Origin of the sequence: Xanthomonas sp. WHRI 7064, assembly GCF_040202355.2 — a bacterium.
Taxonomy (GTDB): domain Bacteria; phylum Pseudomonadota; class Gammaproteobacteria; order Xanthomonadales; family Xanthomonadaceae; genus Xanthomonas; species Xanthomonas arboricola.
Window position 1 is genome coordinate 3,630,984 of the sequence record NZ_CP167821.1, and the last position, 23,155, is coordinate 3,654,138.

Annotated in this window: 15 protein-coding genes; 6 read left to right on the forward strand and 9 right to left on the reverse strand. The window is 67.4% G+C overall.

Annotated elements, in window-relative coordinates:
* Positions 1–244 precede the first annotated feature (244 nt).
* The 4 genes from ABQY74_RS15525 to cysD all read right to left on the reverse strand — a co-directional run bounded on the left by ABQY74_RS15525 (position 245) and on the right by cysD (position 7,585).
* Positions 245–3,370 (reverse strand): efflux RND transporter permease subunit, encoded by a 3,126-nt coding sequence (locus ABQY74_RS15525; protein WP_047129214.1) that lies wholly within the window; start codon positions 3,368–3,370, stop codon positions 245–247.
* A complete protein-coding gene (locus tag ABQY74_RS15530; protein ID WP_065032745.1) occupies positions 3,367–4,440 on the reverse strand; it encodes an efflux RND transporter periplasmic adaptor subunit in 1,074 nt (357 codons plus the stop codon). The genes ABQY74_RS15525 and ABQY74_RS15530 overlap by 4 nt, the downstream gene beginning before the upstream one ends.
* A gap of 260 nt (positions 4,441–4,700) precedes the next feature.
* On the reverse strand, positions 4,701–6,677 hold the full coding sequence (gene cysN / locus ABQY74_RS15535) for a sulfate adenylyltransferase subunit CysN (RefSeq protein WP_349792148.1): 1,977 nt from the start codon (positions 6,675–6,677) through the stop codon (positions 4,701–4,703).
* The gene (gene cysD, locus ABQY74_RS15540; protein WP_039519321.1) at positions 6,677–7,585 is read right to left on the reverse strand and encodes a sulfate adenylyltransferase subunit CysD; all 909 of its coding nucleotides are present in this window, start codon (positions 7,583–7,585) and stop codon (positions 6,677–6,679) included. The genes cysN and cysD overlap by 1 nt, the downstream gene beginning before the upstream one ends.
* A gap of 179 nt (positions 7,586–7,764) precedes the next feature.
* Between cysD and ABQY74_RS15545 the strand changes: the two genes are divergently transcribed.
* From ABQY74_RS15545 to ABQY74_RS15555, 3 genes are all read left to right on the forward strand, one after another.
* Positions 7,765–9,612, forward strand: coding sequence for an assimilatory sulfite reductase (NADPH) flavoprotein subunit (locus ABQY74_RS15545; RefSeq protein ID WP_349792150.1), 1,848 nt, complete (start codon positions 7,765–7,767; stop codon positions 9,610–9,612).
* 108 nt (positions 9,613–9,720) lie between these two features.
* Positions 9,721–11,427: an assimilatory sulfite reductase (NADPH) hemoprotein subunit gene (gene cysI / locus ABQY74_RS15550; protein ID WP_039519314.1), complete on the forward strand. Its 1,707-nt coding sequence runs from the start codon at positions 9,721–9,723 to the stop codon at positions 11,425–11,427.
* Positions 11,424–12,149, forward strand: coding sequence for a phosphoadenylyl-sulfate reductase (locus ABQY74_RS15555; protein ID WP_024940721.1), 726 nt, complete (start codon positions 11,424–11,426; stop codon positions 12,147–12,149). Before cysI ends, ABQY74_RS15555 begins: the two co-directional genes overlap by 4 nt.
* Before the next feature lie 128 nt (positions 12,150–12,277).
* Here the strand turns inward: ABQY74_RS15555 and ABQY74_RS15560 are convergent, their stop codons facing one another.
* From ABQY74_RS15560 to ABQY74_RS15570, 3 genes are all read right to left on the reverse strand, one after another.
* On the reverse strand, positions 12,278–13,825 hold the full coding sequence (locus tag ABQY74_RS15560; protein ID WP_349792153.1) for a PepSY domain-containing protein: 1,548 nt from the start codon (positions 13,823–13,825) through the stop codon (positions 12,278–12,280).
* Positions 13,825–15,828: a TonB-dependent receptor gene (locus ABQY74_RS15565; protein WP_349792279.1), complete on the reverse strand. Its 2,004-nt coding sequence runs from the start codon at positions 15,826–15,828 to the stop codon at positions 13,825–13,827. Before ABQY74_RS15565 ends, ABQY74_RS15560 begins: the two co-directional genes overlap by 1 nt.
* Before the next feature lie 195 nt (positions 15,829–16,023).
* Entirely contained in the window at positions 16,024–16,458 is a 435-nt protein-coding gene (locus ABQY74_RS15570; protein WP_349792155.1) for a DUF2946 family protein, read from the reverse strand.
* Positions 16,459–16,761: 303 nt separating this feature from the next.
* Here ABQY74_RS15570 and ABQY74_RS15575 point away from each other — a divergent pair, with 303 nt between their 5' ends.
* The gene (locus ABQY74_RS15575) at positions 16,762–17,958 is read left to right on the forward strand and encodes a GAF domain-containing sensor histidine kinase (RefSeq protein WP_349792157.1); all 1,197 of its coding nucleotides are present in this window, start codon (positions 16,762–16,764) and stop codon (positions 17,956–17,958) included.
* Positions 17,959–18,495: 537 nt separating this feature from the next.
* Here ABQY74_RS15575 and ABQY74_RS15580 read toward each other — a convergent pair.
* Together ABQY74_RS15580 and ABQY74_RS15585 are read right to left on the reverse strand one after the other, a co-directional pair.
* Positions 18,496–18,777, reverse strand: coding sequence for a hypothetical protein (locus ABQY74_RS15580; RefSeq protein WP_349792159.1), 282 nt, complete (start codon positions 18,775–18,777; stop codon positions 18,496–18,498).
* 954 nt (positions 18,778–19,731) lie between these two features.
* Positions 19,732–20,715, reverse strand: a complete 984-nt coding sequence (locus ABQY74_RS15585) for a LysR family transcriptional regulator (RefSeq protein ID WP_349792161.1) — start codon at positions 20,713–20,715, stop codon at positions 19,732–19,734.
* 163 nt (positions 20,716–20,878) lie between these two features.
* Here ABQY74_RS15585 and cobA point away from each other — a divergent pair, with 163 nt between their 5' ends.
* Together cobA and cysK are read left to right on the forward strand one after the other, a co-directional pair.
* Entirely contained in the window at positions 20,879–22,084 is a 1,206-nt protein-coding gene (cobA, locus tag ABQY74_RS15590) for a uroporphyrinogen-III C-methyltransferase (RefSeq protein WP_104559929.1), read from the forward strand.
* 16 nt (positions 22,085–22,100) lie between these two features.
* Positions 22,101–23,060: a cysteine synthase A gene (gene cysK, locus ABQY74_RS15595; RefSeq protein WP_016902280.1), complete on the forward strand. Its 960-nt coding sequence runs from the start codon at positions 22,101–22,103 to the stop codon at positions 23,058–23,060.
* Positions 23,061–23,155 lie beyond the last annotated feature (95 nt).

The window sequence follows — 23,155 nt, forward strand, 5'->3', positions numbered from 1 at the left end:
CTCGATCACGCGGCAGTGCTGCAGGCGGTGGCGAAGACGCTCCCGGCAAGAAGACACCGGGCTGCACAGCGTCACCGCATCGATGACGCTGCCTGGCGCCGACACGTTCGATGGACACAGCCTGCGCCCCGATGTTTGGGTTTTGTTTGCGATGCAGTCAAATGCAAACGCAGCGATCGACGCCGATGCAGCAGCATCCCCGCGTCGTCGACCACCGGCAGCAGCGCACCGCTGCCGGTATCACTCAGGCGTGACCGCCTACCGAGGGCGTCTGCGCCTCCAGGGTTTCCAGCTCGCGTGCCACCGCTTCGGGCGACTTGGTGAATGGCGCAATCAGGCTGTAGAACGCCGGCACCACATACAGCGACAGCAAGGTGGACAGCGACACGCCGAAGATCACCACCACGCCGATCGTGGCGCGACTGGCCGAGCCGGGCCCGCCGGCCACCACCAGCGGAATCGCGCCGACCACGGTGGCGATCGAGGTCATCAGGATCGGACGCAGGCGCACCGATGCCGATTCCACGATCGCCTCATGCACGCTGCGGCCCTCGTCGCGCAACTGATTGGCGAACTCCACGATCAGGATGCCGTTCTTGGCCGCCAGCCCCACCAGCATCACGATGCCGATCTGACTGAACAGGTTGAGCGTGCCGCCGGTGACCCATAACCCGACCAGCGCGCCCAGCACCGCCAACGGCACCGTGAGCATGATCACCAGCGGATGGGCGAAGCTTTCGAACTGCGCGGCCAGCACCAGGTACACCACCAGCAAGGCCATGCCGAAGGTCAGCAGCACCGCGCTGCCGGACTGCTGGTATTCGCGCGATTCACCCTTCCAGTCCACCTGCGCATACTCGGGCAATTCCTCGCGTGCGGTTTGCTGCGCCCAGGCGATCGCCTCGCCGAGCGGGTAGCCCGGCGCCAGGCCGGCACTGATTGTGATCGCACGCAGGCGGTTGAAGCGATTCAGGGTGCCGGCTTCGGCCACTTCGCTGAGCGTGACCAGGTTGGACAACGGAATCAGCTCGCCACGCGTGGAACGCACGCGGATGGCGGTGAGGTCTTCCGGCGCCATGCGGCCTTCGCGGCCGGCCTGCAGCATCACGTCGTATTCCTCGCCGTTGTCCACGAACGTGGTCACACGACGCGAGCCCATCATCGCCTCCAGCGCGCCACCGATCGCGGTGACCGGCACGCCCAGATCGGCCGCACGCAGGCGGTCGATGTTGACGCGCATCTGCGGGCGGGTTTCCTTGTAGTCCGAGTCCGGGCCGACCAGGCCGGGATTGGCTTCCATGCGCTGCAGGATGCGATCGCGCCACTGCGCGATCTCCGCATAATCCGGCCCGCCCAATACCAACTGGAACGGCTGGCCGCGGCTGCGCACCAGGCCGCCGCTCACCTGCGTGCGTGCGCGCACGCCGCTGAGCACATTGAGCTTCTGCTGCAGTTCGTCGGCCACCTCGGTGGTCGGGCGCGTGCGTTTTTCCCAGTCCTGCAGGAACACGCTGACCCGGCCTGTATGCATTTCCTCGCTGCTGCCGAAGCCGCCGGGCACGCGCGGGTTGGCCCGCACGATGGGCTTGTCCGGGCCCACGTAGGGGCCGAGGATCGCCTCGACCTGATGCATCTGCCCCACGGTGTAATCGAAGCCGGCGCCTTCGGGCCCGTCGATCATGATCTGGAAATTGCCGCGGTCCTCGGCCGGCGCCAGCTCGGAGGGAATCCGGCCCATCAACCACGCGCTGGCGCCCAGTGCCAACAGCATCAGCAGCGCGAAGATCCAGGTGCGATGCACATGCCGCTCCAGCGAGCGCCCGTACGCAGCGGACACCGCCTGCATGCGGCCATCGAACCAGCGATGGAAGCGATTGGGCCTGGCCTGCCCGTGCGAGCGCAACAGCTTGGACGACATCATCGGCGTCAGCGTCAGCGCCACGAAGGCCGAGATCGCCACCGCCGCGGCCAATGCCACCGCCAGCTCGCGGAACAGGCGCCCGGTATTGCCTTCCAGAAAGCCCACCGGCAGGAACACCGCCACCAGCACCGCGGTGGTGGCGATCACCGCGAAGGCGACCTGGCCGGTACCGCGCTTGGCCGCCACCAGTGGCGGCTCGCCCAGGTCGATGCGGCGCTGGATGTTCTCCACCACCACGATGGCGTCATCCACCACCAGGCCGATACACAGCACCAGCGCGAGCAAGGTCAGCAGGTTGATCGAAAAATCGAACGCGTACAGCGCGATGAACGCGGCGATCAGACACACCGGCACCGTCACCGCAGGAATCAGCGCCGCGCGTGCGCTGCCCAGAAACACCCAGATCACCACCAGCACCAGCACCACCGCTTCGATCAGCGTGTGATACACGCGCTCCACCGCCGCATCGATGAAGGTCGTGGTGTCGAAGGCGACGAAGATATTGGTGCCCTGCGGCAGCGATTTCTGCACTTCCTCGGCCTGCGCGCGCGCCTCGCGTGCAACGTCCAGCGCGTTGGCGGTGGAGTTGCGCACGATGCCCAGGCCCACATTCGGCACGCCGTTGCTCTGGAAGTAGGCGCGGCGCTCGGCCGAGGTCAGCTCGACCCTGGCCACGTCGCCCAGACGCACCACATAGCCGCCCTCGCCCTTGCTGAGCGGCAGCTTGGCGAAGTCCTCGGGCTTGAGATAACTGCGCTCCACGCGCAAGGTGAAATCGCGCTGCGCCGATTCGATGCTACCGGCCGGCAGCTCCACGTTCTCGTTCTGCAGCGCCGCTTCCACGTCGGCCACGGTCAGTTCGCGCGCGGCCAGTTGATCGCGGTCCAGCCAGATCCGCATCGCATAGCGCTGGCGCCCGCCGATACGCACCTGCGCCACGCCGTCCAGGCTGGAGAAGCGGTCCACCACATAGCGCTCGGCGTAGTCGGACAGCTGCAGCGTATCCATCGTGCTGGAGCTCATGTTGAGCCACAGGATGGGGTCGGCGTCGGCCTCGACCTTGGAAATCTCCGGCGGGCGCGCCTGGTCGGGCATGCGGTCGGAGACGCGGCTGACCGCATCGCGCACGTCGTTGGCGGCAGCTTCCACATCGCGCGACTGCACGAATTCGATACTGATATCGGAAGAGCCGTTGCGGCTGCGCGCCTCGATGGTCTCGATGCCTTCGATGCCGGCCAGCGCGTCTTCCAGCACCTGGGTGATGCGGCTCTCCACCACCGCGGCCGAGGCGCCGGTGTATTCCACGTCCACCGACACGATCGGAGGGTCGATCGCCGGCAACTCGCGCAAGGTCAGCCGGGTGAACGACATCACCCCCAGCACGATCAGCAGCAGGCTCATCACCACCGCCATCACCGGGCGGGTAATGGACAGGTCGGAGAGCTTCATCGTGCTGCCTGCGGGCGCGCCGCTGCCGGCGCTGGCGCGGCCTGATCGACCACCTTCAGGCCCGGACGCAGCTTGCCGGTGCCGTCGACCACGATGCGCTCACCGGCCTTGACCCCGTCGAGAATTTCCACCTTGCCGTCGCGGCGCTCGCCCAGGCGCACGTCGGCGCGCTCCACGCTGCTGTCGGGCTTGACCCGGAACACGTAGGACTCGCGCCCCACCTGCACCACCGCAATCTCCGGGATCACCACCGCCTGCCGCGCCGGCTGGAACAGGCGCACATCCAGCAACATGCCCGGGCGCAGGCGGCGGTCGCCGTTGGGGAAGTCGGCCCGCACCGTCACCGAGCGGGTGGTCTCGTCGATACGCGAATCGATCGCCGCCACCACGCCTTCGAACTGCTCGCCCGGATACGCCGCCGCGGTGCCATTGACGGTATTGCCGAGCTGCACCAGGCCGAACTGCGACTCGGGCACCTGGAAGTCCACGTACATGCGCGCCACATCGTCCAGCGTGGCGATCACCGTGCTGGAGGTGATCAACGAGCCCGGGCTGATCTGGCGGATGCCGAGCACGCCGGAAAACGGCGCGCGCACCTCGCGGTCGGTGATTTCCGCGCGCATCTGCTGCACGCGCGCCTGCGCCGCATCGCGCAGCGCGCGTTGCGTATCGACAGTGGATTTGGCCACCAGCTGCTGGCCAACCAGGCTCAACTGGCGCCGGTACAGCTGGTCGGTTTCCTCGAAGGTGGCCTGCGCGGCCGTCAGTGCCGCCTGCTGCGAATTGCCGCGCAGCCGCAGCAGCAGCTGCCCGGCCTTGACCTCGTCGCCGCTGTCGAAATTGACCTGCTCCACCACATCGCTCACCGCCGCGGTCAGCGCCACCGATTCGCGCGCACGCACGGTGGCGATCGACTGCACGGTCGAGTTCCAGGGTTGGGTGGTCACCGCCTGCACAGAGACCGGGATGGGTTTGGCGGCGGCCGGCGCGGCGGCCTCACGGCTACAACCGGCCAGCGCGACGGCCAACAAGAGCGCTGCGCCGAAACGCGCGCTGGGTCGAACAAGCATCAGAACATCCTGGCGGGGTACGTCGAAAGTTTAACGACCTAGCCGCCATGGAGTTGACAGAAAGGGCGTGCTTTGCACCATGACCAAAGACCCTTGCTGTCGTCGGCGCGATGCGCTGGCCAGCGCAGCCACCAACACGGCGGCGTAGCTGCCGGATGGGTGCTGCCACCGCTCGGCCGCTGCATGTACGCGTTCATGCATTACGGCGTCGCGTTGCCCACACCCACCTGACGCCTGCCGCTATGTCCTGTCAGCCCCGCTCAGCGTTCCAGCCCGAGAAACTCGAGCACATGACGCGCCAGCGCCTCTACGTTCTCACCATCGGCGTGAAGATGGACCTCCGGCGCCTCCGGGGCCTCGTAGGGCGAATCGATGCCGGTGAAATTGGGAATCTGCCCGGCCCGCGCCTTGCGGTACAGCCCCTTCACATCGCGCGCCTCGGCGACCGCCAGCGGCACGTCCACGAACACCTCGACGAACTCCCCGGCATCGAAGCGCTCGCGCGCCAGCTGCCGCTCGGCGCGGAACGGCGAGATGAAGCTCACCAGCACGATCAGGCCGGCATCGGCCATCAGCCGCGCCACCTCGGCCACGCGGCGAATGTTTTCCACACGGTCTTCGTCGGTGAAGCCCAGATCGCGGTTGAGCCCGTGGCGCACGTTGTCGCCGTCCAGGATGAAGGTGTGATAGCCCAGCGCATGCAGGCGCTTGTCGACCAGGTTGGCGACGGTGGACTTGCCCGCGCCCGACAGGCCGGTGAACCACAGCACGCGCGGGGTCTGGCCCTTGATACGCGCGCGCGCGGCGCGATCCACGTCCAGATGCTGCCAATGCACGTTGCCGGCACGACGTAGCGCAAACTCCAGCGTGCCGGCGGCCACGGTCGCATTGCTCTGCCGGTCGATCAGGATGAAACCGCCCAGCACGCGGTTGCGCGCGTACGGCGAGAACGCAATCGGCTCATCCAGCGCCAGATTGCAGTAGCCCACCTCATTGAGCTCCAGCCTCTTGGCGGCCAGCCGCTCCTGCGTGTTCACATCGACCTTGTGCTTGATCTCGCTGATGCTCGCGGTAACCGTGCGCGTGCCGATCTTCAGCCAGTACGGGCGCCCCGGCAGCAAGGCCGCATCGTCCATCCACAGCAGATGCGCGGCGAACTGGTCGGCCACTTCCGGCGGGTCGTCGACGGCGGCAATGATGTCGCCGCGGCTGATATCGATCTCCTCGCGCAAGGTCAGCGTGACCGCCTGGCCGGCGCGTGCGCTGTCCACCTCGCCGTTGGCATCCAGCACCGATGCCACCTGCGTGCGGCGCCCGGACGGCACCACCACCACGGCATCGCCCACCCGCACCTGCCCGGCCGCGATGGTGCCGGCGTAGCCGCGGAAGTGCTGATGGGGGCGATTGACCCACTGCACCGGCAACCGGAAGCCGCTGCCGGCTTCCGGCGTCTCCACGTGCACGGTGTCGAGATGCTGCAGCAGATGCGGGCCGCGGTACCACGGCATCCGCGCCGATGGGCTGGACAGATTTTCGCCAGCCAGTGCCGACAGCGGAATGCACTGCACATCGGCGATGCCCAGCTGTGCGGCCAGCACGCGATAGCCCTCGGCGATGTCGGCGAAGACCTGCGCGTCGTAGTCCACCAGGTCCATCTTGTTGACCGCCAGCACCACGTGGCCGATGCCCAGCAACGACACGATGTAACTGTGCCGGCGCGTCTGCGCCAGCAAGCCCTTGCGCGCGTCCACCAGCACCACCGCGACATCGGCAGTGGATGCGCCGGTGGCCATGTTGCGCGTGTACTGCTCATGCCCGGGGCAGTCGGCGACGATGAACTTGCGCTGGTCGGTATCGAAATAGCGGTACGCCACATCGATGGTGATGCCCTGCTCGCGCTCGGCGGCCAGCCCGTCCATCAATAACGCATAGTCGATGCCCTCGCCCTGCGTGCCATGCCGCCGGCTATCGCTTTCCAGCGCGGCAAGCTGATCGTCGAACAGGCGCTTGCTGTCGTACAGCAGGCGCCCGATCAAGGTGCTCTTGCCATCGTCCACACTGCCGCAGGTGATGAAGCGCAACAGCGGCTTGGCTTCGTGTTGATGCAGGTAGGCGCTGATCGCGCCGGGAATCGGGAGTGGGGAATCGGGAATCGCAAAGGCGTCCTCCTCCGTCGTAACGTCTGCAGCAAACTGCTGTTGCGATTCTCCAATCCCGAATCCCGATTCCCGGCCCATCAAAAATACCCCTCAAGCTTCTTCTGCTCCATCGACGCACCTGGCGCATGATCGATCATGCGGCCCTGGCGTTCGGAGCTGGTGCTGACCAGCATTTCGGCGATCACCGCTTCCAGCGTGTCTGCGGTCGATTCGATCGCGCCGGTGAGCGGATAGCAGCCCAGCGTGCGGAAGCGCACCGAGCGCAGCTGCGGCGTCTCGCCGTCGTGCAGCGGCAGGCGGTCGTCGTCGACCATGATCCAGGCGCCGTCGCGCTCCACCACCGGGCGCGGCGCGGCGAAATACAGCGGCACCACCGGTATCCGTTCGCGGTAGATGTAGAGCCAGATATCCAGCTCGGTCCAGTTGGACAGCGGAAACACGCGCACGCTTTCGCCGGGTTTCGTGCGCGCGTTGTACAGATTCCACAATTCCGGGCGCTGGTTCTTGGGGTCCCAGCGATGACGCGCGTTGCGGAACGAGAACACGCGCTCCTTGGCGCGCGATTTCTCCTCGTCGCGGCGCGCCCCGCCGATCGCCGCGTCGAAGCCGCCCTGCTCCAGCGCCTGCTTCAGGCCCTGGGTCTTCATGATGTCGGTATGCACTGCCGCGCCGTGGCTGATCGGGCCGACGTCCTGGGCGATGCCGTCGGGGTTGATGTGCACGCGCAGGTCCACGCCGGTCTCGGCAGCACGCTGATCGCGGAAGGCGATCATCTCGCCGAACTTCCAGCGCGTGTCCACATGCAGCAACGGGATCGGTGGCGGCGACGGCGCGAACGCCTTGAGCAGCAGATGCAGCAGCACCGAGCTGTCCTTGCCCACCGAATACAGCATCACCGGGGCCCGGAATTCGGCGGCGACCTCGCGCAGGATGTGGATGCTTTCGGCCTCGAGCCGATCCAGGTGTGACAGGGGCAGCAGAGTCATCAGGGTGTCGTGGGCGTCGGCGGGCAGACCAGCCGATGGTAGGGCAAGGCGCCGCAGTGTGTGGCGCGGGCCGCCCACACCCAAATAAGCGGCCGGCATAACGCGATAACGGCTCATCCTTTCTGGCCGCGGCAACGCTTCCCTAACATCACTGGTCTCATCAACCGCCCTGGATCCGAATGACCGCCGCCAGTTCCGCGCTACCGCCCAGCCCCTTGCCCGACGAGCGCAAGGCGCTGCTGGAACGGTTGGTCGACGGCCTGGATGCCGCATCGCTGTGGTGGCTGTCCGGCTACACCGCCGGGCTGGCACAAGGCCAGCCGCCGCGCTCGCTGGCGGTGTTGCCGGGCGGCCAGCCGCACGCGCCGGCACAGGAAAGCCAGCGCCTGACCGTGCTGTACGGCAGCCAGACCGGCAATGCACGCCGGGAGGCCGAGCAGCTGGCGGCCGAGGCCGAGGCCGCCGGCCTGAGCGTGCGTCTGCTACGTGCCGATCAGTACCCCACCCGCGAATTGGCCAGCGAGCGGTTGCTCTACGTGGTCATCAGCACCCAGGGCGAAGGCGACCCGCCGGACGACGCGATCGGGCTGGTGGAATTCCTGGCCAGCCGCCGCGCGCCCAAGCTGCCCGAGCTCAAGTACGCGGTGCTCGGCCTGGGCGATTCCAGTTACGCCGATTTCTGCGGCATCGCACGCCGCATCGACGACCGCCTGGCCGAGCTTGGCGGCAGCCGCGTGCAGCCGCGCGGCGAAGCCGACCTGGATATCGACAGCGTCGCTGCGCCCTGGCGCACGCAGGCGCTCAAGCACGCACGCGAGCAGCTCAGGGGCGGCCCGCCATCGGCCACCATCACGCCGTTGCGCAGCAGTGCAGCCGCACCGGTGTGGTCGCATCAGCAGCCCTTCCCCGCCGAATTGCTGGCCAACCAGATCGTCAGCGGGCGCGACTTCAAGGGCCCGCAGTTCCGCGTCTACGCCTTGCCGAGCAAGCGCGTGCGCCATCTGGAATTTTCGCTGGAAGGCAGCGGACTGAGCTACGAGCCCGGCGATGCGCTGGGCATCCGCCATCGCAATCCGCCCGCGCTGGTGGATGCGGTGCTCGAAACGCTGCGCTTAGACAGTCATGCCGCGGTCACCGTCGGCGAAGAGACTCTGGCCCTGCACGAGTGGCTGGCCACCCGGCGCGAACTGACCAAGCTGTCGCGGCCGCTGCTGGCCGCACATGCCGAGCGTGCGCGCGCCGACGAGCTGCAAGCGCTGCTCGCCCCGACCCAGACCGCCGGCCTGGCGTCATTGCTTGCCGATCACCAGTTGATCGACGTGCTGCGACGCTGGCCGGCGGATTGGGACCATGCCGGCCTGCTGGCCGCGCTGCGTCCGCTCACCCCGCGCCTGTACTCGATCGCCTCCAGCCGCAAGCGCGTGGGCGAGGAAGTGCACCTGGTGGTGGACGAACTAACCTATCAGGCGCACGGGCATGCGCACCTGGGCTCGGCCAGCGGCTTTCTGGCCGCATTGCGCGAAGGCGATACCGCACCGGTCTACATCGAGCCGAACGCGCGCTTTCGGCTGCCGGCCGATACCGATCGCGACATCCTGATGATCGGCCCGGGCACCGGCGTGGCGCCGTTCCGCGGCTTCGTGCAGGAGCGCGCCGAAACCGGCGCCAAGGGCCGCAACTGGCTGTTCTTCGGCGCCCAGCATTTCAATACCGATTTCCTGTATCAGGCCGAATGGCAACAGGCCTTGCAGCGCGGCGAACTGCACGCGCTGGAAGTCGCGTTCTCGCGTGACCAGGCCGAAAAGATCTATGTACAGCATCGCCTGCGCGCGCGCGGCGCCGAGGTCTACGCCTGGCTGCAGGGCGGTGCGCATCTGTACGTATGCGGCGCCATCGGCATGGGCAAGGACGTGCACGCCGCCCTGCTCGACATCGTCGCCACCCACGGCGCACTCGATGCCGAAGCCGCCGCGGCGTATCTCACCCAGCTGCAGGTGGAGGGGCGGTATGCGCGTGATGTCTATTAGTGCTGGGAATCGGGATTGGGGAATCGGGAATGGATACAGCCCGCAACTGAGCTTTCCCGGCAGACCAAGCAGCTTTCTACGATTCCCTATTCCCTATTCCCGATTCCCATGAGCCATTCTGTCGAAGACATCAAATCCGAAAGTCGCCGTCTGCGCGGGTCGCTGGAACAGAGCCTGGCCGATGCGGTGACCGGTGCGTTGCGCGAGGACGATCAGACCCTGATCAAGTACCACGGCAGCTACCAGCAGGACGATCGCGACATCCGCGATGAGCGGCGTCGGCAGAAGCTCGAACCGGCGTATCAATTCATGATCCGCACCCGTACGCCGGGTGGGGTGATCTCGCCCACGCAGTGGCTGGCGCTGGATGGCATCGCCACGCGTTACGCCAATCATTCGCTGCGCATCACCACGCGCCAGGCGTTCCAGTTCCACGGCGTGATCAAGCGCGAGCTCAAGGCGACCATGCAGGCGATCAACGCCACCTTGATCGATACGCTGGCCGCCTGCGGCGATGTCAATCGCAATGTGCAGGTCGCGGCCAATCCGCTGCTGTCGCAGGCGCATGCCACGCTGTATGCCGATGCCGCGCGGGTGTCCGAGCATCTGTTGCCCAACACCCGTGCGTATTACGAGATCTGGCTGGACGAAGAGCGCGTGTCAGGCTCCGGCAACGAAGAAGAGCCGATCTACGGCGACCGTTATCTGCCGCGCAAGTTCAAGATCGGTTTCGCCGCGCCGCCGCTCAACGATGTGGACGTATTCGCCAACGACCTGGGCTTCATCGCGATCCTGCGCGACGGCGAATTGCTCGGCTACAACGTCAGCATCGGCGGCGGCATGGGCGCCAGCCATGGCGATGCGGAAACCTGGCCGCGCGTGGCCAATGTCGTCGGGTTCGTCACCCGCGATCAGTTGCTGGAGGTGGCCACCGCCGTGGTCACCACCCAGCGCGACTTCGGCAACCGTGCGGTGCGCAAGCGCGCGCGCTTCAAGTACACCATCGACGATCACGGCCTGGACACCATCGTGGCCGAGATCGAACGTCGTGCCGGCTTTGCGTTGCAACCCGCCAGGCAGTTCGCGTTCGAGCACAACGGCGATCGCTACGGCTGGGTCGAGGGCGACGATGGTCTGTCGCATCTGACCCTGGCCCTGCCTGCCGGGCGCATCGCCGATACCGACACCGCTGCGCACCTGAGCGGCCTGCGCGCGATTGCGCAATTGAACGTCGGCCAGTTCCGCATGACGCCCAACCAGAACCTGGTCATCGCCGGCGTGCTGGCCAGCGAGCGCGCGCGCGTCGATGCCCTGGTCGCGCAATACGGCCTGGATGCCGGCAATCGCGCGCCCACCGCGCTGGCACGCGGCGCGATGGCCTGCGTGTCGCTGCCGACCTGCGGGCTGGCGATGGCCGAGGCCGAACGCTACCTGCCCGATTTCAGCGCGGCCCTGCAGCCGGTGCTGGAGCAACATGGGCTGGCCGACACCCCGATCGTGCTGCGCCTGTCCGGCTGCCCGAATGGCTGCTCGCGCCCGTATCTGGCCGAGATCGCGTTGGTGGGCAAGGCACCCGGCCGCTACAACCTGATGCTGGGCGGCGACCGCCGCGGCCAGCGCCTGAACACGCTGTACCGCGAAAACATCACCGAAGCGGACATTCTCGCCGCACTGGAACCGTTGCTGGCGCGCTATGCGGCCGAACGCGATCAGGCCGGCGACGAAGGCTTCGGCGATTTCCTGCATCGCAGCGGCCTGATCGCGTTGCCGCCCTACCCCACACACCGTCACCTCGACCTGGAATTGCTCGCATGACCGCGCTGCCTGCTGCATCGATCACTGCGTCCGCGCTGGACGACCTGGACGCGCTCAACGCGCAACTGGAAGGCCTGCGCGCCGACGAGCGCGTGGCCTGGGCACTGCAACACGGCCCGCAGGAGGCGGCACTGTCGTCCAGCTTCGGCGCGCAGTCGGCGGTCACGCTGCACCTGCTCACCCAACAGCGCCCGGACATTCCGGTGATCCTGATCGATACCGGCTACCTGTTTCCGGAAACCTATCGGTTTGCCGATGCGCTGGCCGACCGGCTCAAGCTCAACCTCAAGGTCTATCGCCCGCTGGTCAGCCGTGCCTGGATGGAAGCGCGCCATGGCCGCCTGTGGGAACAGGGCATGGTCGGCATCGACCAGTACAACAACCTGCGCAAGGTCGAGCCGATGCGCCGCGCATTGGACGAGCTCAACGTGGGCACCTGGTTCACCGGCCTGCGCCGCAGCCAGTCCGGTGGCCGCGCACAGACGCCGATCGTGCAAAAGCGCGGTGAGCGCTACAAGGTCAGCCCGATCGCCGACTGGACCGACCGCGACGTGTGGCAATACCTGCAGGCGCACGACCTGCCCTACCATCCGCTATGGGAACAAGGCTACGTGTCCATCGGCGACTTCCACACCACACGCCGCTGGGAGCCGGGCATGCGCGAGGAGGACACGCGCTTCTTCGGGTTGAAGCGCGAATGCGGCATCCACGAGGACATCTGAGCGCGGCGCAGCGCGCGCTCGTTACGAAGCGGGCCTGCACCACTACGCGTCAAGTTTGCCGGTGGGCACACCGCCAAGCGCATCCCTGACTCGGCGCGTCCGCAGCGCATTAGGTGACGCGCACGTGCTCATGCCGCGGGAACACGTGCCTGACTGCGCTGCATCCAGTAGCGGTCGAACAGCCACATCAGCAATAACGACACCCCGACCAGCGGGAAGATCAGCCCGCAGATCACCAGCAGCACCAGCAGACCGCGCAGCGTGCGCGGATCGGCCGGCAGCGGCGGCACGCCCAATCCACCGACCGGGCGACGCTTCCACCACATCACCCCGGCGCTGACGCATAACAACACGATCGCCGCGCACGCAAACAACAAAATCAACTGATTGGCGGTGCCGTATTGCTGGCCCAGATGCACGTTGATGCCCCATTCCAGCGCGCGCCCCACTGGCCCGTAATCGCGATAGCGCATGTCCAGCAGCACCGCACCGCTGTACTGATCCAGATGGATCACGCGCTGGCGCTGCAGGTCGGCCGGATAGACCGAGGCGGTGTACACCCCGGTGGCGCCACGCGGTGGCGAGACGCTGTAGCCCGGTACGATGCCGAGCGCATCGAACCGCGCCATCGCCGCATCCAGCCCGATTGCACCGTGACCGGGCGCAGCGACATTGCCGGTGCCGCCGTGCGCGGCATGTTCCGACTGCACCGCATGTTCTGACGGGCTTGGCTGTCCCGCGTGTCCCGAATGTTCCGAATGTTCCGAATGTTCCGCATCCGCCAGCGTCACATCCACCCGCCCGTCATGCAGACCCTCATCCACCCCCGCGGCTCCACGCCCAGGCACCGCTGACTCCGGCACACGCGCCTGCCGCAACGACCACGCCGGATCGGTCGTCTCGGACAAACGCTGTTGCGACATCGGCTGCTGCACCCGCACACCGGCCGGATACCCGAAATCCTGCCCATTGACCCAGCGATTGACCTGCGCGCCCCACAGCCACGACCACGGCATCCCAGTCAGCGCCAGGAACAGCAACACCGCCCCGACGCCGGCACCGGTGACCGTATGCAGATCGCGCCAGAACAGCCGCTGCCCCGGCGTGCCGCGCACGCTGACCACCCCGCCGCGGCGCCCGCGCGGCCACCACAGATACACACCGGTCAACACCAGCACGATCGCCCAGCCCGCCGCCATTTCGATCAGGCCGCGCGCAAGCGGCCCGATCAACTCAAGACTGTGCAACCGGCGGATCGTCCAGGCCAGGGTGCCGTGCTCGGGCAGCGCGCCGAGCACGTGTGCGCGATACGGGTCGACATACACCACCTGCCGCACAGCGTGCGTGTCGACCAGCCCGATCTCGGCACTGGCATCGGCACGTGCGGGCGTGGTGTAACGAAACAAGCTGCCGCCATACCTGCGCTGCGCCGCATCGACCAGGCGTTGCGCAGACACCCGCCGCTCGCCCACCGATACGACCTTCAAGCCATGGTGCACGCTGCGGTCGATCGCATCCTGGTACAGGAATGCCGCACCGGTCAGCGCCAGCCAGACGATGAAGGGCAGCACCAGCAAACCGGCATAGAAGTGCCAGCGCCACACCGCGCGATAGAAGCGCCAGCGGCCATCCCGGCGCGGATCGGTGACGCGGCCATCGCCCATGATTGCGCGCATCAGAAGCTCCAGTCCCAGGACAGCGACAACGCACGTCCATCGCCCGGCGAATAGCCGGAACTACCGGTGTCGTACCACGCATACACGTACGCGCGATCGGTGACATTGCGCAGCTGCAGGCTGAGCGCGTTGCGTGCATCCAGGTTCCAGCGCGCGCCCAGATTGAGCAGGGCGTAACCACCGGTGCGCCCCAGCGTATTGCTGCGCTCCAGATAATAATCGCCTTGCGCATTGCCCCAGGCGCTCAGCTGCACCGCCGCGGTGAGCTGCCATTCCAGCCCGGCGGTGGCCAGCCAATGCGGCACGTTTTCGATCTCCTTGCCGCGCGTGGCCGGCGCACTCGGGTCCGGCGTGGCAATGCTGGCCTTCTGCCGCGAATACGACATCCAGGCCCGCCAGTGTTCGGCCGGCTGCAGGTTCAGTTGCGCATCCCAGCCGCGCCGCAGCGTGCGCCCGACATTGGCCACATCGCCGACACCGGCCACGCCATTGACGCCCAGGATGGTGGCGACTTCGCCGGAAGCGCGTTGCTCCCAATACGCCAGGCGGCCGTCCATCAGCGCCGATGGCGCGAACTTGAAACCGGCCTCCCAGCCGTCATTGATCGACGGGCCGAGATTTGCCGGCTGGCGCCGGTACGCGCCATCGCCGCTGCCGATCTGGAAGCTGCGCCCCCAGTTCGCGTACACGCTGCTTTGCCCGGCCAGCCGATAGCTGGCACTGAACTTGGGCTGCTTGATGGTGCCGTAGTCGTACGTCGGTGCGTAAATGCCGGCACGCACATCGTGCAGTTGCCCATCGACACGGTCGATGCGATAGCCCGGCACCAACTGCAGCCGCTCGACCGGGGTCAGCACCGCCTGTACGTAAGCCCCGCGCGTGCGCAGGTCGTAGTCCCAATCGCGCAATTGCGCGCCGCGCACCCGGGCCACGGTGCGGTAGCGCTGCGACTGATTGTCCTGCCACTGCGCATCCACGCCGGCTTCCAGATTGGCCGCCAGCGCGCCCCAATCCGGCTGCCAGTTGCCGCGCAACAGCAGGCCGCGATGGGTTTCATCGGTATCGCGTTCCTGCTGCAGGCCGGCTGCGGAAAAGCGCACCCAGCGCCGATTGCGGTAATCGTTCTGGTAGGCCTTGGCGCTCCACTGCGCAGCGGCGCCCAGCGTGCCGTCCGCGTGCAACGAGGTCTGCCGCAGCTGGCGTTCGCTGCGATCGTCCTGCGCATACGCCGGAGAACTACGTGGCGCCGCGCGTGCGCTGGCCGCATCCAGATAGCCGGCTTCCAGTGCGTGATTGTCGTAGTAACGCGTGGTGAGCCCGGCACGGAAGCCGCCATCGGGGTCGGTATAGAACCATTTGCCGGCCACGCTGCGTTTGCGCGCGTCGGCGTGTTCGCGATAACCATCGGAATCGCGCCAGGCCAGCACATAGTTTTGGCTCCATGCGCCATGTTCGAAGCCCTTGCCCAACTGCACCTCGCGCGTACCGAAACTGCCCGCCGTCACGCTCAGGCGGCCATCGTTGCCGCCGGTACGGGTCAGCACATCCACGCTGCCGGCGATCGCATGCAGACCGTAGCGCGCATCGTTGGTGCCGCGCACGATCTCGATCGCGCTGATGTCCTGCGCAAACACCGCATCCAGATACGGCATGCCGCCGGCATTGTCGTTGCTGGGGATGCCGTCGATCAGCAGCTTCACCGCATTGATGCGTCCCTCGCCATTGAAACCACGGAACGAGAACCGCCCCGCATCGGTGCCCATGCGGAACTGGGTGACCTGCACGCCCGGCGCACGCATCAACAGCTCCCAGCTGTAGTCCACGTGCTGATCGTGCAGCAGCTCGCCACCGATCACATCCACCGAACTCAGCACGCGTGCCGTGCTCGGGCTGCGCTGGGGTTGCGCGCTCACCTGCACCTTGCCCAGGGTCAATGCCGCATCCTGCGCCTGCACAGTGCAGACAGGCCCCCATACCAGCGCCAACGATGGCGCGTACCACAGCGTTTTCAATAATCGCAACCGCATGACCAACCCTTCGCCGTGCCGGCACGGCAACACCGCCGTGCACCGCGGCAACACAGCGGGCACAGGCATCACTTCAGGAGAGCGGGTCGTCCATGCGACTGCATGCAGGCGCGCCGGAAGATCCGGCACGCAATCGCTACAACGCAACGGACGCCCGCGATGGGGCCAGACTCACGCGTACAGCGGCGGCCCACGTGCCCCGAGTGCGGCCCAGCGCACCGTCGATGCTGCGCGCGCCTGCCTGTGCACCGGCGCCGGCGCTGGCCGCGCTTGCAGCAGGCACAGCACCAGCAACGCCAGCCACGGCAGCAGGCGCGCGGCCAGCACGCAGTAATCGCAGGCTTCACCATGCGCGCCGGCGTGGTCGCCGGTGTTCGGCTTGGCGGGCGATGCAGCGGCGGCGTGATGGTGCGCGGCCGTCTGCGCCGGCAGGGCCTGATGATCGGTATGCAGCGACCCACCGGCGTCCAGCGCCGGCCCGCTCATACACATCGGCTCAGGCGACTGCGCCTGGCTCCAACGGCTGACCAGCGGCGCCACCAGCATCAGCAGCACCGCCAGACAGGCAAGCAGATGCAGGCAAGGGTGGCGGCGGAGCGAAGGCATTGCGCGAGTGTAAGCCGCCGCGTGCCGCAGGGGCGATGGTGGCGGCCGGTGCGCGACCGCATGTCGCACCCGTCAGCAGCGGTCGACCCGCCGGACAGAATGCCCAGTGACGCGCGTTCTGGTCGGGCGACATCTGCCGGCCTGATCGCGAAAATCGCCGACGCACAGGTACAACCCTGAAGGATCGATGCACCGCCGTTGTCGAGGTCGGTAGTCACAGTTCCAGCAGTGGACGTGACAGCGCGCACATGGCAGGCCCTGGCATGCCCTATGCTTATACGTCATCCATCCACCTGCGCGCGCATGAGCACCGTCCTGTCCGACCCAGCGGCCGAGCCCCTTCCCTGTGCTGCCAAGCCGCCGAGCGAGGCATTGCGCCTTCAGGCGCTGCGCAGTTACGGCATTCTCGACACGCCGCGCGAGGCCGCCTTCGAAGACATCACCAGGCTGGCCTCGATCATCTGCCAGACCCCGATCGCGCTGATCAGCCTGGTGGATGCCGAGCGGCAGTGGTTCAAGAGCGAACTCGGCATGGGCGAGCGCGAAACGCCGCTATTCAAGTCGATGTGCGCACACGCACTGCTCGACAGCGACGTGCTGGTGGTGCCGGACACCCGCGAGGATGTGCGCTTCGCGCGCAATCCGTTGGTGACCGGCGAGGCGCCGTTGCATTTCTATGCCGGTGCCGTGCTCAAGACCAGCGAAGGTCTGCCGCTGGGCACGGTTTGCGTGCTCGACCGCCAACCGCGCCAGCTCAGTGCCGAACAGGTCGATGCGCTGCGCGCACTCGCGCGCCAGACCATGGCACAGCTGGAACTGCGCCGCGCGCTGCAGGTGGCCGAAGAATCCGACCGCTACCGCAGTCGTCTGATGGCCATCGCCGGGCACGACCTGAAGACCCCGCTGCGCACCGCCGCCTACGCCATCGACAAGATGCGCCGGCATGCCAATGTCGATTCGGTGCCGACCCTGGTCACCGCGCGCGATGCGATCAATCTGGTGGCACGCAACCTCGACGAGCTGGCCGCCCTGGCGGCCGCCAGCGAGACCGCCACGCCGGATCTGCAACCGCTGGCGCTGGAAGATGTGCTGCATTCGGTGCTGGGTGTGTGGCGGCAACCGGCGATCGACAAGTGCCTGGCCTTGCGCCACGTGCCCACCTCGCTACGCGTGCGCAGCCACCCCACGCTGCTGACCACCTTGCTCGGCAATCTGATCGGCAACGCGGTCAAGTACACCGAACGCGGGCGCGTGCTGGTCGGCGTCCGGCGTCGCCCCGGCCACGCGGTGGTGGAAATCATCGACAGCGGCATCGGCCTGAACCTGGACCACCCCGAACAGGTGTTCCAGGCCTTCCGCCAGGCCGACCCACGCAGCGACGGGTTGGGCATCGGCCTGTGGATCGTGCACCGCACCGCCGAGACCCTGGGCTGCGAAGTGGATGTACGCCCACGCCCGGGCGGCGGCACCTGCTTTTCGGTACGCATTCCGCTGGCCTGACCAGCGCGCTCGGTAGCGCCGGGCCAGACCGAGTCAGCGCAGCAGGTGGGCGCTGCTTGCCGGCATTGCGTAGACCGGCAACGCCATGCAGCCGATGCCGCGCAAAAAAAAGGCGGACCCGGGCTCCCGACCCGGATCCGCCGCCAAGCACGCCAGGTCTCTCCCCAGGGACCCGGGTGCGCCAGTCGTTCCATTGCGCAGCCTCGCGCAACGGTGATGCGACAGCGCTAGCAACCGCTTGGCGACACTGACAAACAAACCGGAGATGCGATGTGCCGCATCGCCGGTCCTGCGCCGTCCACCCCTAGACGTCCGAGAGTGTCGCGTGATGGTTGCTATAAGGATTTACGACAGCGCAGCGCGCAACTTGATGCGACCAGGCCACCCCGCCGCCACGGCCCTGACAGCTGTAGGGGGAATCACTGACAGCGCGCATTTCGGCGAGCGCGCACCGCTTCACAAGCGATTGATAGAACAAGGATTTTCTAGAAAGCGGACGCTGCAGCGCAGCATTCCGATGTGCGTTCGCAGGCTGTCTCAGAGCCCGGAATCGGCCGCATCCTGGCGCGCGAACCAGTCCGACGAATGCACCTCTTCCGTCGCAACCTCCAACAGCTGGCGCAGCACCGCCAGCGGAATCTGCACCTGGGTGCCGTTAGCCTGCAGTTCCACCCACAACGATTCGTCCCGGGAATCGGCCAGCACCGTCAGTACCGCATGCTCGCGGCCCTCGACGCTTGCTGACAGCTGCAAGGCCATACCGCCGTCCTGGTCGGGCGACCACAGCCGGCTAAGGGGCGGACGCAGTGGCTCGGTCATCGGTTGCAGTGCCTCACAGTGGCGAACAGGGATCGCGCGCAGCAGTACTCCCGGCGCACAGGTCGCAGTGTACGAACAGTCGCCATCGATTCCGCACACTGACCGCCAGCATGACGCAGCTGCACGGTTGCTACGTGGACGTACTTGCGGTGTGTGTCATGCCGGTACGCGCGCAAGCGCCCGCAGCCGAAACCGGCAGAGATCGTCTGCGGGTAGATCGATGCGAGGTGCCGCATACGCTCTTCACCGCAACTGATTCGCAGGCCACGCCTTCGCTTTTCCTGCAAACACCCCGACACCAATCGGTGGTCTTGCGCGCGTGCCGGCGTGGGACCTTATGCGGCATGGATGCCGCATAAGAGCTACATGGACGTACTTGCGGCGTGTCCCACGCCGGTACGCGTGCACGCGCGCCCTCAGTGACCGAAGCATTCCCCCAGACACAGCAGACGTCACGATCAAGTTTGGTCGACGCGGCCCCATATCGGCAGGCAACACCTTCGCTTTTCATGCAGACACCGGCACCACTCGGAGGTGCTTGCGCGCGTACCGGCCTGGGACCTTATGCGGCATGGATGCCGCATAAGAGCCTACATGGACGTACTTGCGGCGTGTCCCATGCCGGTACGCGTGCAGGCGCCCTCAGTGACCGAAGCATTCCCCCGGACACAGCAGACGTCACGATCAAGTTTGGTCGACGCGGCCGCAGATCGGCAGGCAATGCCTTCGCTTTTTCTGCAGACACCCCGACACCAATCGGTGGTGCTTGCGCGCGTGCCGGCGTGGGACCTTATGCGGCACGGATGCCGCATAAGAGCCTACATGGACGAACTTGCGGCGTGTCCCACGCCGGCACGCGTGCAGGCGCCCCTCAGTGACCGAAGCATTCCCCCCGACACAGCAGACGTCGTGAGCAAGCGTGCTCGAGACGCGCTGCAATCTTCGGCAGGCAGCTCAGCTGGTAATGGTCTGGGTCAGCGATTCCCAGGTCGGCGGCAGCGGCCAGGCCGGGGCCTGGTTGCCGTCCAGCACGCGGCGCAGGTCGCGCTTGTCGATCTGCGGTGCCAGCACGTGCACCAGATCCAGGGCGTAGTCGCGTAGCACGCGGTCGCGCGGCAGCACTGCCCAGGCAATGCACTCGGCGATCGGCGCCGGTGCCGGCCAGGCGCGCAGGTCCTCGTCGCTGGCGCTCACCGCCATCTCCGCCACCAGCCCGACGCCCAGCCCGGCACGCACATAGGTCTTGATCAGGTCCGCATCCAGCGCGGTCAGCGCGATGCTCGGCTCCAGCCCGACCTGCGCGAATGCGCGCTGCAGCGACGAGCCCGGCCGCGTGGAGGATTCGTAGCTGATCAACGGGTGCTGCGACAAGGCCTGCATGTCCGGCGCGGTGCGCACCTGATCCAGCGCATGGCCGCGCGGCACGATCACCAGCCGGCGCCAGCGATACAGCGGCACCGCGATGCCGGCGCTCGGTTCGCCGCCGGCGGTGCTGACCACTGCGATATCCGCATCGCCCTGGCTGAGCAGATCCAGCGCCGCACTTTCGGCGGCCTGCTGCAGGTGCACGCTGACCTGCGGGTAGGCGTGCTTGATCTGCGCCACCGCCGGCGGCAGCACGAAACGCGCCTGGGTGTGGGTGGTGGTCAGGGTCAGCTGGCCCTGGCTCTCGCGGCGCTGGTTGGCCGCGTAGGTGCGGATGTTGTTGGCTTCCGACAGCACCGAGCGCGCGCGCTCGATCACTTCCACGCCGGCCGGCGTCACCGCATCCAGGCTGCGTCCCTTGCGCACGAACAGCAGAAAGCCCAGTTCGTCCTCCAGCTGCTTGAGCTGCTTGGACAGACCGGGCTGGGTCGCATGCACACGCGCGGCGGCGAGCGTGATGTTGAGCTCGGCATCGGCGATGGCGACCAGATAGCGAAGTTGGGTCAGCGTCATGGGCTTATATCCAAAAAAGCGCGAGGCGCCACCAAGGACTCGACTGTAGAGGAGTTCTGCGGGCCAGCTTATAACCGAACGCTATTTTCAGGGTGTATGAAGTCATTTCCGACCGCTATATGCCGGCGTTACGGTCTGGCCCTCCCCTCTCGATGCGCTGGCCGTGCCCTCTGTGTTCCCGCTTCTTGCCGACCTGCGTGGCCGTGCCGTCCTGGTGATCGGCGGCGGCGCCGAGGCCGAGCACGCCACCGCCGCGCTGCTGCAGGCAGGCGCCGTGCCATTGGTGGGCGCGCCGGAACTCAGCCCGCAACTGCGCGACTGGGCGCAGGCCGGGCGGCTGCGTTGGCTGGTGGGACGGTTCGAGCCGGCATGGCTGGAGCTGCCCGATCAACCGGTCTGGCTCACCATCGCCGCCAGCACCGCGCCGGATCTCAACGATGCCCTGCGTGCCGCGGCCAGCGCGCGCCGCCTGCTTACCCACGACGCCACGCCCGCCGAGTCGGCAGCGCCGCCCGCACGGCCCCCGGTGCCGCGCCCTGCGGTCGGCCGACTCTTGCCCGGCAGCGTGACCCTGGTCGGTGCCGGCCCCGGCGATCCCGGCCTGCTCACCCGGCATGCCGTGCGCGCGCTGCGTCAGGCCGATGTGCTGCTCTACGATCGCCTGGTCAGCCCGCAGATCCTGCAACTGGCCCGGCGCGATGCGCTGCGCGTGGAAGTCGGCAAGGCCGCCCAGGGCCACAGCACGCGCCAGGAGCAGATCCACGCACTGATGCGCGAGCACGCGCGCGCCGGGCGCCGCGTGGTGCGGCTCAAGGGCGGCGACCCGTTCGTGTTCGGCCGCGGCGGCGAAGAGCTGGAATTCCTGCGCGCGCACGGCATCGGCTTCCAGGTCATTCCCGGCATCACCGCCGCGATCGCCTGCGCCGCCTATGCCGGCATTCCGCTCACTCACCGCGACCATGCGCAATCGCTGCGGTTGATCACCGCGCACTGCAAGGATTCGCTGGACACCCTGGACTGGCAGGCGCTCGGCCAGGAACGCCAGACACTGGCGTTCTACATGGGCGTGGCCGGCCTGGACGGCATCCAGCAACGCCTGCTGCAGGCCGGCCGCGCACCCACCACCCCGTTCGCGCTGGTGGAAAACGGCTCGCGCCCGCAGCAACGCGTGATCACCGGCACCCTCGCCAGCCTGGCCGCCACCGCGCAGCAGCACGCCGTGCGCGCCCCGGCGTTGCTGATCCTGGGCGAGGTCGCCGGGCTGGCCGCCAGCCTGCACTGGTTCGGCGCAGCGCCGCTGACCGCGCAGCCGCCCCCGCACTCACCCATCGCAACGCCCGACGCGCCCACACTCGCCCACGCAGCCTGATTCCGACGGAGACCCCATGGCCCTGTACGACAACATCCTCGACACCATCGGCCGCACCCCGGTGGTCAAACTCAACCGGCTCGCGCCCGAGCACGTGACCCTGTACGTCAAGGTCGAGTCGTTCAATCCGGGCGGCTCGGTCAAGGACCGCCTGGCGCTGGCGATCATCCTCGATGCCGAACAGCGCGGCCTGCTCAAGCCCGGCGACACCATTGTCGAAGCCACCTCGGGCAATACCGGCGTGGCGCTGGCGATGGTGGCCGCCGCACGCGGCTACAAGTTCGTCGCCACCATGGTGGAAACCTTCTCGATCGAGCGCCGCAAGCTGATGCGCGCCTATGGCGCCAAGGTGATCCTGACCCCGGCGGCCGAGCGCGGCAGCGGCATGGTGCGCAAGGCCAGGGAGCTGGCCGAGCAGCATGGCTGGTTCCTGGCCAGCCAGTTCGCCAACCCGGCCAATCCGGCCTACCACCGCAATACCACTGCGGCCGAAATCCTGCGCGACTTCGCCGGCCACCGGCTGGACCATTTCGTCACCGGCTGGGGCACTGGCGGCACGCTCACCGGCGTGGGCGAAGTGCTGCGCGTGGCCCGCCCGGAAGTGCGCATCACCGCCACCGAACCGGCCGGCGCTGCGCTATTGCAGGGCCAGGACTGGAAGCCGCACAAGATCCAGGGCTGGACCCCGGACTTCGTGCCGGAAGTGCTCAACCGCGAGGTCGCCCACGAAGTGCTGAGCGTGGAAGACACCGACGCGATCAGCGTGGCGCGCCGCCTGGCCGCCGAAGAAGGCATCTTCACCGGCATCTCCGGCGGTGCCACCGTCGCCACCGCTTTGCGCGTGGCCGAAAGCGCAGTGCCCGGCGCGGTGGTGCTGGCGATGCTGCCCGACACCGGCGAGCGCTATTTCTCCACGCCGCTGTTTGCCGACATCAACGAAGGCTCCGACGACGACTGGCTGGCCGGTCTGCCCTGACCGATCACACAGCGTTGGTTTGCACACACAGGCCGCGCCCACAGCGCGGCCTGTGTGTTTTGGTCGATCCAGTCATCGCGCGGGCCTTCCCCGCA

Bases quoted from the DNA above. Each gene is read 5' to 3' on its own strand.
- ABQY74_RS15525 (WP_047129214.1), bottom strand. From the start codon at position 3,370: ATGAAGCTCTCCGACCTGTCCATTACCCGCCCGGTGATGGCGGTGGTG.
- ABQY74_RS15530 (WP_065032745.1), bottom strand. From the start codon at position 4,440: ATGCTTGTTCGACCCAGCGCGCGTTTCGGCGCAGCGCTCTTGTTGGCC.
- cysN (WP_349792148.1), bottom strand. From the start codon at position 6,677: ATGGGCCGGGAATCGGGATTCGGGATTGGAGAATCGCAACAGCAGTTT.
- cysD (WP_039519321.1), bottom strand. From the start codon at position 7,585: ATGACTCTGCTGCCCCTGTCACACCTGGATCGGCTCGAGGCCGAAAGC.
- ABQY74_RS15545 (WP_349792150.1), top strand. From the start codon at position 7,765: ATGACCGCCGCCAGTTCCGCGCTACCGCCCAGCCCCTTGCCCGACGAG.
- cysI (WP_039519314.1), top strand. From the start codon at position 9,721: ATGAGCCATTCTGTCGAAGACATCAAATCCGAAAGTCGCCGTCTGCGC.
- ABQY74_RS15555 (WP_024940721.1), top strand. From the start codon at position 11,424: ATGACCGCGCTGCCTGCTGCATCGATCACTGCGTCCGCGCTGGACGAC.
- ABQY74_RS15560 (WP_349792153.1), bottom strand. From the start codon at position 13,825: ATGCGCGCAATCATGGGCGATGGCCGCGTCACCGATCCGCGCCGGGAT.
- ABQY74_RS15570 (WP_349792155.1), bottom strand. From the start codon at position 16,458: ATGCCTTCGCTCCGCCGCCACCCTTGCCTGCATCTGCTTGCCTGTCTG.
- ABQY74_RS15575 (WP_349792157.1), top strand. From the start codon at position 16,762: ATGAGCACCGTCCTGTCCGACCCAGCGGCCGAGCCCCTTCCCTGTGCT.
- ABQY74_RS15580 (WP_349792159.1), bottom strand. From the start codon at position 18,777: ATGACCGAGCCACTGCGTCCGCCCCTTAGCCGGCTGTGGTCGCCCGAC.
- ABQY74_RS15585 (WP_349792161.1), bottom strand. From the start codon at position 20,715: ATGACGCTGACCCAACTTCGCTATCTGGTCGCCATCGCCGATGCCGAG.
- cysK (WP_016902280.1), top strand. From the start codon at position 22,101: ATGGCCCTGTACGACAACATCCTCGACACCATCGGCCGCACCCCGGTG.